Source organism: Aureimonas altamirensis, from assembly GCF_023702225.1.
Classification (GTDB): Bacteria; Pseudomonadota; Alphaproteobacteria; order Rhizobiales; family Rhizobiaceae; genus Aureimonas; species Aureimonas altamirensis_B.
In genome coordinates this window covers 54,681-69,178 of sequence record NZ_JAMQCO010000002.1, presented here as the reverse complement: position 1 = coordinate 69,178, position 14,498 = coordinate 54,681, and the positions used below count along the sequence as shown (strand labels likewise).

General features: G+C 65.5%; 15 protein-coding genes. 6 read left to right on the top strand and 9 right to left on the bottom strand.

The window, feature by feature from the left end; genetic code table 11:
• Positions 1–17: 17 nt before the first annotated feature.
• Positions 18–773 (bottom strand): FadR/GntR family transcriptional regulator, encoded by a 756-nt coding sequence (locus tag NDN16_RS03075; RefSeq protein WP_251112163.1) that lies wholly within the window; start codon positions 771–773, stop codon positions 18–20.
• Positions 774–954: 181 nt separating this feature from the next.
• On the opposite strand from NDN16_RS03075, the gene NDN16_RS03070 reads away from it, so the two are divergent.
• A complete protein-coding gene (locus tag NDN16_RS03070) occupies positions 955–1,503 on the top strand; it encodes a TetR/AcrR family transcriptional regulator (protein WP_251112162.1) in 549 nt (182 codons plus the stop codon).
• A complete protein-coding gene (locus NDN16_RS03065; RefSeq protein WP_251112161.1) occupies positions 1,500–2,627 on the top strand; it encodes an MFS transporter in 1,128 nt (375 codons plus the stop codon). Before NDN16_RS03070 ends, NDN16_RS03065 begins: the two co-directional genes overlap by 4 nt.
• On the opposite strand, the gene NDN16_RS03060 is transcribed toward NDN16_RS03065, so the two are convergent.
• From NDN16_RS03060 to NDN16_RS03030, 7 genes are all read right to left on the bottom strand, one after another.
• A complete protein-coding gene (locus NDN16_RS03060; protein WP_251112160.1) occupies positions 2,611–3,222 on the bottom strand; it encodes an NAD(P)-dependent oxidoreductase in 612 nt (203 codons plus the stop codon). The genes NDN16_RS03065 and NDN16_RS03060 overlap by 17 nt on opposite strands.
• A 136-nt stretch (positions 3,223–3,358) precedes the next feature.
• Positions 3,359–4,387 (bottom strand): ABC transporter ATP-binding protein, encoded by a 1,029-nt coding sequence (locus NDN16_RS03055; protein WP_251112159.1) that lies wholly within the window; start codon positions 4,385–4,387, stop codon positions 3,359–3,361.
• 31 nt (positions 4,388–4,418) lie between these two features.
• Entirely contained in the window at positions 4,419–5,492 is a 1,074-nt protein-coding gene (locus NDN16_RS03050; RefSeq protein ID WP_435301055.1) for a Gfo/Idh/MocA family protein, read from the bottom strand.
• Positions 5,492–6,328, bottom strand: a complete 837-nt coding sequence (locus tag NDN16_RS03045) for a carbohydrate ABC transporter permease (protein ID WP_251112157.1) — start codon at positions 6,326–6,328, stop codon at positions 5,492–5,494. Before NDN16_RS03045 ends, NDN16_RS03050 begins: the two co-directional genes overlap by 1 nt.
• 10 nt (positions 6,329–6,338) lie before the next feature.
• Positions 6,339–7,262 carry a carbohydrate ABC transporter permease gene (locus NDN16_RS03040; protein WP_251112156.1) on the bottom strand — a complete coding sequence of 308 codons (924 nt, stop codon included), beginning with the start codon at positions 7,260–7,262 and terminating at the stop codon, positions 6,339–6,341.
• Between the two features lie 24 nt (positions 7,263–7,286).
• Positions 7,287–8,564, bottom strand: a complete 1,278-nt coding sequence (locus tag NDN16_RS03035; RefSeq protein WP_251112155.1) for an ABC transporter substrate-binding protein — start codon at positions 8,562–8,564, stop codon at positions 7,287–7,289.
• A 47-nt stretch (positions 8,565–8,611) separates the two neighbouring features.
• The gene (locus tag NDN16_RS03030; protein ID WP_251112154.1) at positions 8,612–9,514 is read right to left on the bottom strand and encodes an N-acetylmuramic acid 6-phosphate etherase; all 903 of its coding nucleotides are present in this window, start codon (positions 9,512–9,514) and stop codon (positions 8,612–8,614) included.
• A 227-nt stretch (positions 9,515–9,741) separates the two neighbouring features.
• Between NDN16_RS03030 and NDN16_RS03025 the strand changes: the two genes are divergently transcribed.
• The 4 genes from NDN16_RS03025 to nagA are packed head-to-tail and all read left to right on the top strand — an operon-like array spanning position 9,742 to position 13,561.
• Positions 9,742–10,626 (top strand): BadF/BadG/BcrA/BcrD ATPase family protein, encoded by an 885-nt coding sequence (locus NDN16_RS03025; protein ID WP_251112153.1) that lies wholly within the window; start codon positions 9,742–9,744, stop codon positions 10,624–10,626.
• Positions 10,623–11,378: a GntR family transcriptional regulator gene (locus NDN16_RS03020; protein ID WP_251112152.1), complete on the top strand. Its 756-nt coding sequence runs from the start codon at positions 10,623–10,625 to the stop codon at positions 11,376–11,378. The genes NDN16_RS03025 and NDN16_RS03020 overlap by 4 nt, the downstream gene beginning before the upstream one ends.
• 3 nt (positions 11,379–11,381) lie before the next feature.
• A complete protein-coding gene (locus tag NDN16_RS03015) occupies positions 11,382–12,407 on the top strand; it encodes an SIS domain-containing protein (protein ID WP_251112151.1) in 1,026 nt (341 codons plus the stop codon).
• Positions 12,407–13,561 carry an N-acetylglucosamine-6-phosphate deacetylase gene (gene nagA, locus NDN16_RS03010; protein WP_353050187.1) on the top strand — a complete coding sequence of 385 codons (1,155 nt, stop codon included), beginning with the start codon at positions 12,407–12,409 and terminating at the stop codon, positions 13,559–13,561. Before NDN16_RS03015 ends, nagA begins: the two co-directional genes overlap by 1 nt.
• Before the next feature lie 11 nt (positions 13,562–13,572).
• Here nagA and NDN16_RS03005 read toward each other — a convergent pair whose 3' ends face one another.
• Complete coding sequence (locus NDN16_RS03005; RefSeq protein WP_251112150.1) at positions 13,573–14,436, bottom strand: LysR substrate-binding domain-containing protein; 864 nt, start codon at positions 14,434–14,436, stop codon at positions 13,573–13,575.
• Positions 14,437–14,498 lie beyond the last annotated feature (62 nt).

Here is a 14,498-nt window from a genome sequence, read left to right as displayed (position 1 = left end):
GGATGCCTTGATGCATTTCAATCGCATGACGTCATTTCCTTCGGGTCGGGGGTGGAGCCGGCCTGCTCGGCCGGCAGAAGCGATGTCTGGCGGATCAGGATTTCCTGGATGAGAAGCAGATGCTCGCGCATGGCCTCTCCGGCGCGCGCCGGGTCGCGCGCCTCGATGGCGTCGATGATCGCCTCGTGCTGGCCGCGCGTGGTCTCGCGCGATCGGGCGATCTTGCGCGCCTTTTCGCGGACCGTGCGCCAACTGTCGTCCTGCCGGATGCGGTTGACGATATCGAAGAGCGTCAGAAACAGCCTGTTGCGGGCGCTGGCCGCGATCTGGCGATGCAGCGCGCCATCCCACAATTCCCGGGCGTCGGCATCGTCGTTGCCGTTGATCCGTTCCAGATGCTCGCGCATGGCGGCGATCTCTTCCGGCAGGGCGCGCAACGCAGCCAGTTGCGCCAGCGGCGGCTCTATCCGCAGCCGGACTTCCATGATCTCCGTAAAGTCCGTCGTCGCCACCAGCGGGTCCGTCTTCGCGCCGGGAACCGTTCGCGCCGGACGACCGCCGGCATAGGTGCCGGAACCCTGACGCCGCCAAACGACGCCTTCGGCCTCGAGCACCTCCAGCGCGCGCCGGACGGCGCCGCGGCTGACGTCGAGCTGTTCGGACAAGGCGCGTTCGGTGGGCAACCTGGTCTCGTCGCTCCCGGCAAGCTTCGACAGAAGGTCGCGGATTCGCTCCAGCGCGATCGTCGAATTGTCGGGAGGGGAAACGCTCATAATGGATCGAACCAATTTGAATTGGTTCGATCATGCTGCGTCATGCAATGCGTTGTCAACCGCTGATTGCATAAAAACTAGACCAGCCCAATCAGTAAGCGTGAAAGCCGGCCCGCACCCTTCGCGCGTCCAACGATCTTTTGCGTTTGACATGTAAAACGATCGCTTTACATGAGCGGCGATGAACAAGCACAGAGATATCATCACCGGTGCGGAAGCCGTCTTCGACGGCAACGGCTTCCGGGCGACGGGCGTGGACGCATTCCTTGCGCCATCGGGCGCATCCACTCGGACCCTCTACAAGCATTTCGGCTCCCGCGACGGGCTGGTGCTGGCCGTTCTCGACCATCGGCATCGAGCCTTCATGGCGCGGCTGGCAGCCGGACGTGCTGCGGGCGACCCTGTCGCGGCATTGTTCGACACGCTGGAGAACTGGATGAGCGAGCATGGGCCGCGAGGCTGCATGCTCCTGCGCGCCCGCGCCGAATACGAGCAGGCCAATGCTGCGATCGTGGACCTCGTGGCGCGTCAGAAGGCAGAATTCGAAGAAGAGGTCGCGGAGCGGGTGGCCGGTGCGCTCGGGAAGCCAAATTCGGCCTTGACGCGGCAGGTCTGGATTCTCTTCGAAGGCGCTACCGCAGCGGCTCCCATTGCCGGCCTCGGCTGCATTGAAGAGGCAAGACGCGCGGCCGACGCCTTGATCCGGTCGGTGCGGGAGCAATCGCGGTGAGGGGGCATCTCAACCTCGTCGCCGCCGGCTTCTGCCTGACCGCGCTGACCTACGGGCTGGCGCGCTTCGCCTTCGGATTGCTGCTGCCCGACATCAGCGCAGAGCTCAGCCTCAGCGCAACCGCAGCCGGATGGATCGGCGGCGGAGCCTTTGCGGCCTACTGCGTCGGCATCGTCTTCGCGTCCACCTATGGAGCACAGTACGCAGAGCGTACCAACGCAATTCTGGCCGCCGGCGTCGCGACGGGCGGTCTCGCCCTTGCCGCAATGGCTTCGTCAGCCGTTACGATGGGCCTCGCGATCGCGCTTGCCGGTCTCAGCACGGGGCTGACCTCGCCGCCGATGGCCGCCGCTGTGGCGCGCGCCTTCGCGCCCGGAGCGCAGGCCAAGGCCAACGGCGCCATCAACTCCGGCACGGCGGCGGGCATCGTCCTTTCCGGTATCGCCGTTCTGTCGCTTGCCATCGGCTGGCGGCAGCTTTACGCCGCCTTCGCCGCCGCCGGCCTGGTCGTCACGATATGGCTGTGGTTCGCCATTCCGGCGGGCAGGGTCGCAACCGCCGCCACGGCACTGCCTCTGGCGCTTGCGAGGCAACCTGGAATTGCCGGCCTGACGATCGCCGCCTTCCTGATGGGAGCGGGCTCGACAGCCGTCTGGACCTTCGGCGCAACCATCCTGCGGCAGGAGCTGACCTTCGACGACAGCGCAATCGCACTGGCATGGATCGTGCTCGGCGTGGCCGGAACCGGCGCCGTTGCAACCGGCCTCTTGACGGATCGCTTCGGCGTCGGCCTCGTCCACCGCATTTCCGTGAGTGCGATGGCGCTGGCACTCGGCCTGCTTGCGCTTGCCGGCGCCGACCCGGCGCTTGCCTTCGCGGCGATGGCGGTATTCGGCCTTGCCTATATCGTGTCCAGCGGCGCTTTTCTGCTATGGGGTATCGCACTGCTGGGCGATCGCCCGGCGCTGGGGCTCGGCTATCCGTTTCTCGTGCTGGCCCTCGGCCAGACAGCGGGCGCGCCGTTGTTCGGCATGGTCTACGATCTGGCCGGAAGCGGCCCGGCCCTCGGCGGGGCCGCGCTGGCGATGGCCGCCTCCGCCATTCCCGTCAATAGCCGACCGTGAACCGGGCGCGGATGTGGTGCGGCGTTTCGAGCTCGTCGACCAGCGCAATGGCGAAGTCCTCGAAGGAGATGCGTGAGCCCGCCTCGTTCGACAACAGCGTATCCTTGCCAAGGCGGAACGTGCCCGTTCTTTCGCCCGGCACGAACTCCGCGGATGGCGAGATGAACGTCCATTCGAGGTCGTCGGCCTTGCGGACGAGGTCGAGGAACTCGGCTCCCTTGCCGGCCTCGGCCTTGTACGCCTCCGGGAAGTCCGGCAGGTCTATGACGCGGCGACCAGGCGCGACCTCCAGGCTGCCGGCGCCACCGACGATCAGATACCGGCGGACACCGGACTGGCGCACGGCCTCGATCAGCGTGCCGGGGTCGCTCGCCGTGAAATGGACAGAGCTTATGACCGCGTCATGACCGGCAATCAGCGCCGCAAGCCCATCCTTGTCGTAGACATCGCCCCTGACGGCGGTCACCTGCGGCAATTCCGCTATCTTTTCCGGATGGCGCGCAATGGCCGTGACGGCGTGTCCGCGATCCGACAGCTCCTTCAGTATCCGGGAACCGGCATTTCCGGATGCCCCTATCAGCGCAACTTTTGCCATCTCGTCGTCTCCTTGGTATGAATTTAGGATCTGGTCTCTATTGAAGCGGCTTGGGCCGGTCCTTTCTCGTGCCGATGAGATCGCTGGTGGCCTGGGCGGATGGGAACCATCGCGCCATCATGGCGGCGCGTGCCCTTTACCCCGGCGCCACGGGCTGATCGTCCCGAATGGTCCTTCCGCCCGCGTCGAAACGGTGGACACGCCCCGGCCGGGGCCGCAGGCCGATGGTTCGGCCGGCCTCGAGCGGACTTTCTTCCGGCAGCCGTACCGTCAGTTCCTCGGTGTCGGAAATGGCGACATAGAGATAGGTGTCGGACCCGAGATGCTCCGCGTGGCGTATGAAGCCGCGCCATTGGCCGCCTTCGGCGACGACCTCCAGATGCTCGGGGCGCACGCCGATCCGTTCGGCGCCGAGAATCTCGGCATGCCGCCCGCCGAGGAAGTTCATGCGCGGCGAGCCGATGAAGCCGGCGACGAACAGCGTATCGGGGCGGTTGTACAGGTCTATCGGGCGGCCGACCTGTTCCACCCGTCCGGCATTGAGAACGACGATCTTGTCGGCAAGTGTCATCGCTTCGACCTGATCGTGCGTCACGTAGACCATCGTAGCCCCCAGGGCTCGATGCAGCCGTGCGATCTCCAGCCGCGTATTCACCCGCAGGGCCGCGTCGAGGTTGGACAGCGGCTCGTCGAAGAGGAACAGGGTCGGGTTGCGCACGATGGCGCGGCCGATGGCGACGCGTTGCCGCTGCCCGCCCGACAGTTCGGCGGGGCGGCGCGTCAGGAGGGGCGTCAGCTCCAGCATCGCGGCAGCCTCGGCGACGCGCCGCGCGCGCTCGGCCTTGTCCACCCCCTCCTGCTTGAGCGCAAGCTCCATGTTGCCGGAGACCGTCAGGTGCGGATACAGCGCATAGGACTGGAATACCATGGCGATGCCGCGTTTGGCCGGCTCGACGCCATCCATCACGCGGCCCGCGATTTCCACATGCCCGGAGGTCTGCGTTTCCAGCCCCGCGATGATGCGCAGGAGGGTGGATTTGCCGCAACCGGAGGGACCGACGAAGACCACGAACTCGCCTTCCTGGACCTGAAGGTCGATGCCCTTGAGGACGTCGGTCGCGCCGAAGGATTTGGCAATGGCTTTCAACTCGAGCGATGTCGTCACCGGGCAGTCTCCGTGCGCGTATCGGGGCAAGTCATAGCTTGACGATGCGGCCTTCCCGCATGCTGGTATCCGCTCCCAGGACGATCTCGAGCGAGCGGACGGCATCCTCGTTATGGCGGAACAGGTCGATATCGTCCCGTATGGCGCGTAACAGGAATGCCTGCTCGCGCTCGCACAGCGCCTGATGGTCGGGCTCGTCCGCGGTGGAGTGCCATTCGTCGGCACGCGCGAAACCACCATCCGGGCCGAGGGCCGCCCGATGGACGCGGATCTTCGCCGTTCGCGTATGGGTGTCGATATCGGAAGAGGATGCGCCTTCATCCAGCACGATCGAGGCAGAGCCGCCGGGACTCATGACGTCTTTCACGAAAAACGCCGTCTCCGACATCATCGGGCCCCAACCGGCCTCGTACCAGCCGACGGAACCGTCCGCGAACAGAACCTGAAGATGCCCGTAATTGACCTGGGCGGCATCGATTTCGCCCGAAAGGCGCACACCCATGCCGCGCACCTCGACCGGCGGTGCATCGGTGATCTGGCACATCACGTCCACATAATGCACGCCGCAATCGACAAGGGGCGACGTCGTTTGCATGAGCCGCTTGTGGATGTCCCACGCCGCCCCGCAGGATTGCTGGTTCAGGTTGAGGCGGAACACGTAGGGCGGGCCGAGTTCGCGCGCCTTCTCGATGAAGAGTTGCCAGGACGGGTGGTGCCGCAGGATATAACCGACGACGAGCTTGCGGCCCGTCCGGCGCGCGACGTCAACCACGCGCCGTGCGTCTTCCACCGTCGCGGCCAGCGGCTTTTCCACGAACACATGCGCGCCGCGCTCCATGGCCGCGATGGCAAGTTCGGCGTGGCTGTCGGTATAGGTATTGATGGAGACGATGTCGGGCGCCATGGCAAGCCCGGCCCCGAAATCGGTCATCCGGGGATAGGCGGCAAGCTCGTCCGGCAGCGCGATGTCGGACCGGTTGTACAGGCCGACGATCGTAAAGCCCGGATCGCGATGGTAGGCCAGCGCGTGCGAGCGGCCCATCTGGCCGAGGCCGGCGACGAAGACACGAAGCGGTCGGCTCATTGTCCCTGCAGTCCTTTCCATCATTTCACCGCACCTGCGGTAATTCCGCGGATGAGCTGGCGCGAGAAGATCAGGTACAGGACGAGCACCGGCAGAATGGCCAGCGACAATGCCGCCAGCACCGCCTCCCAGTTGGTGACGTACTGGCCGAGGAAGAGCTGGGCGCCAAGCGTGACCGTCTTGGTGGATTCGCCTGGCGCCAGGATCAGCGGAAACCACAGATCGTTCCAGATCGGGATCATGGTGAAGACCGCAACCGTCGCCATGGCCGGGCGGACGAGGGGCAGGACCAGCGTGAAGAAGACGCGATACTCCGACAGGCCGTCGACGCGACCCGCATTCTTGAGGTCGTCGGACACCGTGCGCATGAACTCGGAAAGGATGAAAACGGCGAGCGGAAGGCCCTGCGCGGTGTAGACGAGGATCAGTGCCGCCAGCGTATTGACCAGGCCGGTCGCAACCATCATCTGCAGGATCGCGACGGTGCCGAGGCGGATCGGGATCATGATGCCGAGGGCGAGGAAAAGTCCGAGAAGGCTGTTGAACCGGAAGCGATATTCCGACAGCGCGAAGGCCGCCATGGCGCCGAACAGCAGCACGAGGAAAAGCGACGTCACGGTGACGATCATGCTGTTCTGGAAATAAAGCAGGAAGTTGCCCTGCGAGGCGACCATGCGGTAGCCGGCCAGGCTGGCCGTTTCAAGCGAGGGCGGCAGCAGCGGTTCGTTGAAGATGCCCCGCCGGGTCTTGAACGAGTTCATCACGACGATCGCCACGGGGGTGACGGCGACGAGCGTGTACAGTATCAGCGCCAGATGCACGAAGCCCATGCGAAAGGCGCGCGGTGCCTTGGACATCGACGCCTCCCTAGAGCTGATAGCGGCGCATCCGCCGCTGGATGACGAAAAGGTACAGCGACACGCCGGCGAGGATGATGAGGAACATGGCGGTGGCGATGGCCGCGCCCATGTTGCGGTCTCCCTGCTGGAGCTGGAAGCCGAAGAATGTGCGGTAGAGAAGGGTGCCGAGAATGTCGGTGGACCCGTTCGGCCCGCCGAGCGCGCCCTGCATGGAATAGATCAGGTCGAAAGCATTGAAATTGCCGACGAATGTCAGGATCGAAACGAGGCCGATGGCCGGCAGGATCAATGGCAGCTTGATCCGGAAGAACTGGGAGAGCCCGGTAACGCCGTCGCACTCGGCCGCTTCGATGATTTCGTTGGGTATGGTCAGCAGCGCCGCGTAGATCAGCATCATCGGGATGCCGATGTTCTGCCAGACCGAAACAAGCGACACGGTCGTCAGCGCATAGGCTTCCTGCCCGAGATAGGGGGCGAACAGGAACCGCATGCCGACGGCGCTCAACAGGTCGGGCGCGATGCCCCACAGCGGAGACAGGATGAGCTTCCAGATGAAACCGACGATGACGAAGGACAGGATCGTCGGCAGAAAGATGGCTGTCCGATAGAAGGCGACACCGCGCAGGCGCGGCACCGACATCAGCGCGGCGAGGGCGATGCCGATCGGGTTCTGGATCAGCATGTGCATCAGGAAGAAATAGACGTTGTTGCCGAGGGCGTTCCAGAAGCCCGCCGACCAGCGCGGATCGCCGAACAGGACCCGGAAGTTCGCCAGCCCGACGAAACTGGCGCCATCGGGGGTCGTCCGCTCGAGCGCCAGCCATAGCGTCTGGATCAGCGGCACGATCATGATGGTCGTGTAGACCAGCAGCGCCGGTGCGAGGAAGACGGCGATATGCCAGCGCCGTCTCGGCCTGATCGTTTCGGTCATGTCCAGCCGATCCGGTTCGGGTTCTTACTGTCCGGACGGCGCCGCCGGCGCGGCGCCGGGCTTGTACCAGCTTTCCAGCCCCGTCTGGAGCTTGCTGGCCGCTTCTGCCGGCGTCTGCGTCCGGTTCATGACATTTGCGGATTCCTCCCATGTCTCGTTTTCGAGGTTCGGCGTTCCGCGCGACAGGATTTGGTAGGTGGAGCGGATCGTCGGCTGGCATTCGCCGCGCCATGCGACGAAGCTCTGCGCCAGCGGATCCTCTATGTTCACGTCCGCATCGATAAGCGGGAAGAAGCCCGGAGCGGCATTGGCGTAGATCTCCGCGAATTCCGGCGTCGCCACCCACTCCAGGAAGGTTCTCGCCGCTTCCTGGTTGGGGCTGGCACCGTTGACCCCCATGCCGATATCGGGATGATCGGATATGTAGCATGTGTCGCCCGCATCGACGACCGGAGGCTTGAAGGCGCCCATCCTGAAATCGACCTGCGGCTCGAAGACGGAGATTTCCCAGGAGCCGGTCGGATAGATTGCGGCGCGGCCGAGGGTGAACAGGTTCTGGCTATCCGGATAGGTCTGCGCCTGATAGCCGTCGCCCATGTAGTCGGCCCAGCGCGCCAGCACCTCGTAGGGCTTCACCCATGGCTCGTCGGTCAGCTTCTCTTCGCCGTCGATCAGTTTCTTGCGGCCTTCCTCGCCCTTCCAGTAGGTCGGCCCGATATTCTGGTAGCCCATCGTGGCCGCTTCCCACTGGTCCTTGGTGCCGATGGCCAGCGGTACATAGGTGCCGTCTTCCTTGATCTTGTCGAGCACGGCGAAAAACTCGGCTTCGGTCGTCGGCACCTGAAGGCCCAACTGTTCGAACGCGTCCATATTGTACATGAAGCCGTGCAATACCGACGCCATCGGCACGCAGAAGGTTTTCGAACCGTCATCCGTCGACCACGCCGTCTTGGCGATGGCGCTGAAATTCTCCATGCCCGGAAGGTCGGTAAGGTCGCCCAGCTTCCCGTTCTGGAAAAGCTGGAGCGAGCCGTCGAACGGACGACAGGCGACGATGTCGCCGGCAGAGCCCGCGTCCAGCTTGGCGGACAGCGCCGAATTGTACTCGGTCGGCGCCGAGGGGGAGAAGACCAGCTTGATCTCGGGGTGCTTGGCCTCGAAGGCGGGGATGATCTTTTCCTGCCAGACGGGCAGGTCGTCGTTGCGCCAGCTTTCGATGGTCAGCGTCGTCTGCGCCAGCGCCGGGCCAGAGAGGCCAAGAGCGGCAAGGCTGATCGAGGCTTTGAGGACACGTCTGCTCATTCCGTTGTTCCTTTCCCAAGCGGCGTCGACGCCGGTTCTCTCTCGTGTCAGTTTCGCAAGGCCGCCAGGGCTTGCCGCAGGCTGCCACCTGCCTTCTCGAGCCGCTGCCGGGCGGCGGCGATGTCGTTTGCGCCGGCCGCCAGCAGCACCGCCGGCTTGACCTCGTCATCGGTTTGCCGCAGGGCCTCCGCCGCCTCCTGCGGCGATGCGCCGGCCATGTCGCACACCATGCGGATGGCCCGCGCGCGCAGCTTGTCGTTGTCCGCGCGCAATCCCACCATGTGGCCGTCGTGCACATGGCCGCGCCGGATCGCGATGAGCGTGGACAGCATGTTGAGAGCCGCCTTCTGGGCCGTGCCGGCGCCCAGGCGGGTGGAACCGGCGACGAGCTCCGGCCCCGTATCCAGGAGGACGCTCACCGTCGCCGGCCGGAAGATCGGGGCATCGGGATTGTTGGCGATGGCGACGGTTGCCGCGCCGCGGGCGGCACAGGCTTCAAGGCCCCGCAGGACATACGGCGTGGATCCGCTGGCCGAGATCGCCACGACGCAGTCGGTCGGGCCGACGGATGCGGACAGAACGTCCTCTTCGGCCTGCCGGCGGTCATCCTCGGCGCCGCCGCCGAACTTCGTCACGATCTCGGCGCCGCCGGCCAGGATGGTGATGAAGGAGGATGCGGGCTCACCGTAGGTTTGCGGAATTTCGAGCGCATCGCCGAGGGCGATGAGGGCCGGGCTTCCCGCCGCCAGATAGACGAGCCGGCCGCCGGCCGCCAGCCGATCCAGCGCAAGTTCGGCCGCTTCTGCCAGTGCCGGGACCGCGCTCTCCACGGCAGCCAGCGCATGCCTTTGTCCGGCGAGCAGCAGGCCGAGTGCTTCGGTATCAGACCGCATGTCGAGCCCACGCGAGGCGGGATGCAAAGCTTCGGTCGCCCGCAAATCGTCGGTCATGGCAACCTCCTCGAGCCTGAGCGGCCACATCACAATCGATAGTGTTACCAACTTGATGCCATTCGTCCAGATGGCTTGTTAAGTTTTTGTCATATGAAACCTTGCCGACAGCCGATAAGCATATGTTCTGCAACCAGAAAAAAAGAAATGATGTCTTAACGGAGCACTCGTCTTGCCCGTGTGGCTTATTTTGGTATTATCCGGGTGAGTATCAGGAGATGTTATCCGTGCGGGAGCCAATCCTTCTCGGCATAGATGGTGGCGGCACGCAGTGCCGCGTTCGCGCGCGGTATGCCGGGGGCGCGCAGATCGGTGAGGCGTCCGGCGGCACGGCCAACATATTCGCCGGCGTCGACGCCGCGCTCGCCAACATCATTGCCGTATCCGCGGCGGCTCTCGGGGCCGGCGGGCTTTCCGCCGATCATCTGGCGTGCAGCCATGCCGGCCTGGGCCTTGCCGGAGCCAACGTATCGTCCTTCGCGGCGGAGCTTCTCGCACGGCCCATGCCGTTTGCGTCCTTTGCGTTGGAAACCGATGCAGTCGTTGCGTGTCGTGGCGCGCATGCAGGCCGGGACGGCGCCATCGCCATCCTGGGAACCGGCTCCGCCTACGTCGTACGCTCCGAAGCGGAGTTCACGCTGCTCGGAGGCTGGGGGATTGCCGTTTCCGACCAGGGCAGCGGGGCCGACCTTGGCCGCTCCGCATTGTCGCTCGCGCTGCTGGCGCTCGACGGCGTGGTGGAGGAAAGCGAATTGTGCCGCGATGTCCTTGCCCGGTTCCACCGAGACCCGAGCGCGCTGGCGGAGTTTGCCCGAACCGCCATGCCGCGCGACTTCGGTTGCTTCGCTCCGCTGGTATGGGAGCGGTTCGATGCCGGCGACCCCATCGCCCTTCGGATCGTCGGTCAGGGCGTGGCGTCCGTCGAGCCCATGTTGCGGCGGCTGCGGCAACTGGGCGCTCCGGCCATCGCGCTTCTGGGGGGGATGGCGTCCCGATATCAGCCGCTGTTTCCGGCCGATATTCAACGGTACCTCGTTTCGCCGGAAGGCGATGCCATGGAGGGCGCACTCGATCTTGCCGCAACGCTGCTTCCCGCGGGGGCGGGGGCATGAGTGCGCCATTCCGCATGGGGCGGCTTTCCGCAGGGGGCGGGCCGCTGTATCTGCGGCTCGGCGCAGCGATCCGCGAGGCGGTCGAACACGGAGCATTGCGCGTCGGCCAGGCGCTTCCGTCGGAGCGGGAACTTGCACTGGAGGCCGGTGTGTCACGGGTGACCGTGCGTAAGGCGCTCGAAGGACTTGCCTTGGACGGCGTCGTGGAGCAGCGGCACGGCTCTGGAACTTTCATCGCCGACCCCTCGCGCCGCAAGCTGCAACAAGGCCTGTCGCACCTGACGTCCTTCACCGAGGACATGCGGACGCGTGGACGCGCGGCCACCTCGGACTGGCTGACGCGCGCCATCGGCCGTGTGACGCCGGAAGAGGCGCTGCAACTGGCGCTGTCGCCGGGGGAGCCCGTCAGCCGGTTCCATCGGCTTCGGCGTGCCGATGGGCAGCCGATGGCCGTGGAGCGCGCCTGTGTTCCGGCGACGATCCTGCCCGACCCGGACCTTGTCGGCGCCTCCCTTTACGATGCCATGGCGCTTGCCGGACATCGTCCCGTTCGGGCGCTGCAAAGACTGGGAGCGGAAAATCTTGGGCCCGAGGATGCCGGTTTGCTGGGTTTGCCCGAAGGGGCGGCGGCCTTGTCGATTCTTCGGGTGTCCTTCGACGCGTCGGGCCAGCCGGTCGAACTGACCCGCTCGCACTACAGGGGGGACGCCTATGACTTCGTCGCCGAAATGGCGTTATCCGGAAAAGGCTGAGCGATGAGCGAACCCTCCCTGATGCGACGCGAGATCGACGAGGCCCCGGAGGCCGTCCGCCGGTTGCTGGATCTTTCGCGCGACGCGATGCGCGCGGCGGGCGCCCGCTTGCGACGTTTGCAGCCGCCCGCCGTCGCCACGATCGCGCGCGGCTCTTCCGACCACGCCGCCACCTACCTGAAATACGCGACGGAAATCATGGCCGGTATTCCGGTGGCCTCGCTGGGGCCATCCGTAGTGTCCGTGTATGGCGCGGCTCTCAAGTTGCAAGGATGTGCCGCCATCGCGGTTTCGCAGTCGGGGCGCAGCCCCGACATCGTGGCGCTGGCAAAGGCGGCGCGCGACGGCGGCGGCGAGACGATCGCACTCGTCAACGTCGAAGGGTCCCCACTGGCCGATGCCGCGTCCGCTGCCGTGGCGCTGCAGGCAGGCCCGGAAAGAAGCGTTGCGGCCACCAAGAGCTTCATCGCCTCCGTGGCGGCGGCGCTTTGCATCCTTGCGGAATGGCAGGGCGACGATGCGCTCCGCCACGGCCTGCGACGCCTTCCGGACGACCTCGACGCCGCACTGGACTGCCGATGGGACGAGGCCGTGGACGCGGTCCGGGATGCGGGATCCCTGTACACGCTCGGGCGCGGTCCGGGATACGCGGTGGCGGCGGAAACCGCGCTCAAGTTCAAGGAGACCTGCATCGTGCATGCCGAGGCCTATTCGGGCGCGGAGTTGCTGCACGGCCCGGTCTCGCTGGTGGAGGGCGGCTTTCCCGTGTTCGCCTATATTCCGCAGGACGCGGCGCATGCCAGCCTCGTGGATACCGCTAACCGCCTGCTGGAAAAGGGCGCGACGCTTTTCGTGGCGGGCGAGGGCGCTCCGGGGCGTCGACTGCCCACGGCGCCGGCCGGGCACCCGCTGCTGGAGCCGCTGGTGATGCTGCTTTCATTCTACGGCTTTGCCGAGGCGCTGTCGCGCGCCCGCGGCTTCGACCCCGATGTGCCGCGTGGCTTGAAGAAGGTTACGGAGACGATCTGATGGCGATGACCGCATACCGGGGCGCAGACATCTTCGATGGAAAGGTTCGCCGGTCCGGTCACGCGCTGCTGGTCGACGGAGAGAGTGTGCGGGATATCCTGCCGCAAGCCGACGTGCCGGGCGACGCAAGGCTGATGGACCTGCCCGGCGGCCTCCTGGCGCCCGGCTTCATCGACGTGCAGGTGAATGGTGGCGGTGGCGTGCTCTTGAACGAACAACCCACCATAGCCGGCATACGCGCCATCTGCGAGGCGCATGCGCGCTTCGGATCCACCGCGTTGATGCCCACCGTCATCACCGACCGGCCGGAGATCACCTATGCGGCCATCGAGGCGGTCGGCGCCGCGATCGCCGAAGGCGTGTCCGGGTGCATCGGCATCCATGTCGAGGGCCCGTTTCTTTCCCGGGCACGCAAGGGCGCGCACGATCCGGCGCTGATCCGAACCCTGTCGGAGGAAGACCTCGAGCGGATACTGGCGACGACGGTTCGGCCGATGATCCTGACCGTCGCGACCGAAAGCGTCACGCCGCGCCAGATAAGCATTCTGGCCGCCAACGGGATCACCGTCTCGATCGGCCATTCGGACGCGACGTTCGAGGATGCGAAGCGTGCCTTCGCCGCCGGCGCGCGGGGTGTCACCCATCTCTATAACGCCATGAGCCAGCTTGGCCATCGCAGCCCCGGGCTGGTCGGCGCGGCCCTCGATACGCCGGACGTCTGGTGCGGCGTGATCGCGGATGGGCATCATGTGCATCCCGCAGCCATCGGCATCGCGCTGCGCGCCAAGCGCGGCGAGGGGAAAATCATGGCAATAACCGACGCCATGCCGACCGTAGGGGTGGACGCCAGCGTATTCGAGTTGAACGGGCGTACGGTGAGACGCAGCCAGGGACGCCTGACGCTGGACGACGGAACACTTGCCGGTTCCGACCTGACGATGATCGGCGCCGTGCAGTACCTCGCGGGGACGGTCGGCGTGCCCCTCGAGGAGGCGCTGCGGATGGCCTCGTCCTATCCTGCCGCTTTCCTCGGTCTCGAGGGCGAGCGTGGCGCGCTTGCCCCGGGATTTCGTGCCGACATGGTTTGGATCGACGACGCGTTGAACCTGCGTGGCGTTTGGATCGGCGGTCGGAGACTGCCGCGCACAGGATGACCGGCCGCCCGCTATTCGACCTTCGCCATGGCCAGAAGCGCCTCGATGATCGGTAGCCGCCGGGACGCGCGCGGCCACATCATCCCCATCGTCCTGTATGGTCGATCATCGGGAAGAGGAAACTTCCTGATATCCAGTCCCTCGGGCCACGGCGTCGACCAGTCCGGGACGAGCGAAACGCCGAGGCCGCGACTGACCAGCACGGCAATCGCCTCGAGGCCGTCGATCTCGAGCCGCTCGCGCGGAACGATCATCTTGCGGTCGAGGTACCGGCTGGCGATCTGACCCGACCAGAGCCGACGATCATAGCGGATGAATGGCTCGGTGCGCAGCAGATCCAGAGCTTCTCGCTCTCCGAAGGCGGCGGGCGCGATGACGATGTAGGGCTCTGAATGGATTGTCGACCAGTCGAGGCCTTTTGAAACATCGAACAGTGGCTCGAACATCAGCGCGGCGTCGATGCGGTCGTCGACAAGACTGCCGTACAGGCTGGACGAACTGCCTTTGGTGATGATGAGTTCCAGCTTGGGATATTTCTTCGCAAGATCGAGCAGCAGGTTGCACAGGACACCTGCGACCGCACTGGACGCTACACCGAGCCGAAGCTCGCCACCCAGTTCGGGATCATCTCCGAGGGTGCGCAGGTCCCGGATGCGCTGGACGACGTTTCGCGATTGTTCCGCCAACCGCAATCCGGCCGCGGTGGGGCGAACGATCCGCCCGACGCGGCTCAATAGTGGATACCCGACTTCATCCTCGAGTGTTTTGAACCGCAGCGCCAGCGCAGCGGGCGTCAAGGCAAGCTTGCGACTGGCTTCGACCAGCGAGCGGCTCTCGGTAAACACGACGAAACTTTCAAGGAAACGAGTTTCCACAGCGAAGCTATTCCCATGTCGGAAGTTAGGATTCCTAGCCTTTTCCGGATCTACACGCCAGC

Coding starts and splice junctions, on each gene's coding strand:
- NDN16_RS03075 (WP_251112163.1), bottom strand. CDS start 773: ATGAGCGTTTCCCCTCCCGACAATTCGACGATCGCGCTGGAGCGAATC.
- NDN16_RS03070 (WP_251112162.1), top strand. CDS start 955: ATGAACAAGCACAGAGATATCATCACCGGTGCGGAAGCCGTCTTCGAC.
- NDN16_RS03060 (WP_251112160.1), bottom strand. CDS start 3,222: ATGGCAAAAGTTGCGCTGATAGGGGCATCCGGAAATGCCGGTTCCCGG.
- NDN16_RS03050 (WP_435301055.1), bottom strand. CDS start 5,492: ATGGAAAGGACTGCAGGGACAATGAGCCGACCGCTTCGTGTCTTCGTC.
- NDN16_RS03045 (WP_251112157.1), bottom strand. CDS start 6,328: ATGTCCAAGGCACCGCGCGCCTTTCGCATGGGCTTCGTGCATCTGGCG.
- NDN16_RS03040 (WP_251112156.1), bottom strand. CDS start 7,262: ATGACCGAAACGATCAGGCCGAGACGGCGCTGGCATATCGCCGTCTTC.
- NDN16_RS03035 (WP_251112155.1), bottom strand. CDS start 8,564: ATGAGCAGACGTGTCCTCAAAGCCTCGATCAGCCTTGCCGCTCTTGGC.
- NDN16_RS03030 (WP_251112154.1), bottom strand. CDS start 9,514: ATGACCGACGATTTGCGGGCGACCGAAGCTTTGCATCCCGCCTCGCGT.
- NDN16_RS03020 (WP_251112152.1), top strand. CDS start 10,623: ATGAGTGCGCCATTCCGCATGGGGCGGCTTTCCGCAGGGGGCGGGCCG.
- NDN16_RS03015 (WP_251112151.1), top strand. CDS start 11,382: ATGAGCGAACCCTCCCTGATGCGACGCGAGATCGACGAGGCCCCGGAG.
- nagA (WP_353050187.1), top strand. CDS start 12,407: ATGGCGATGACCGCATACCGGGGCGCAGACATCTTCGATGGAAAGGTT.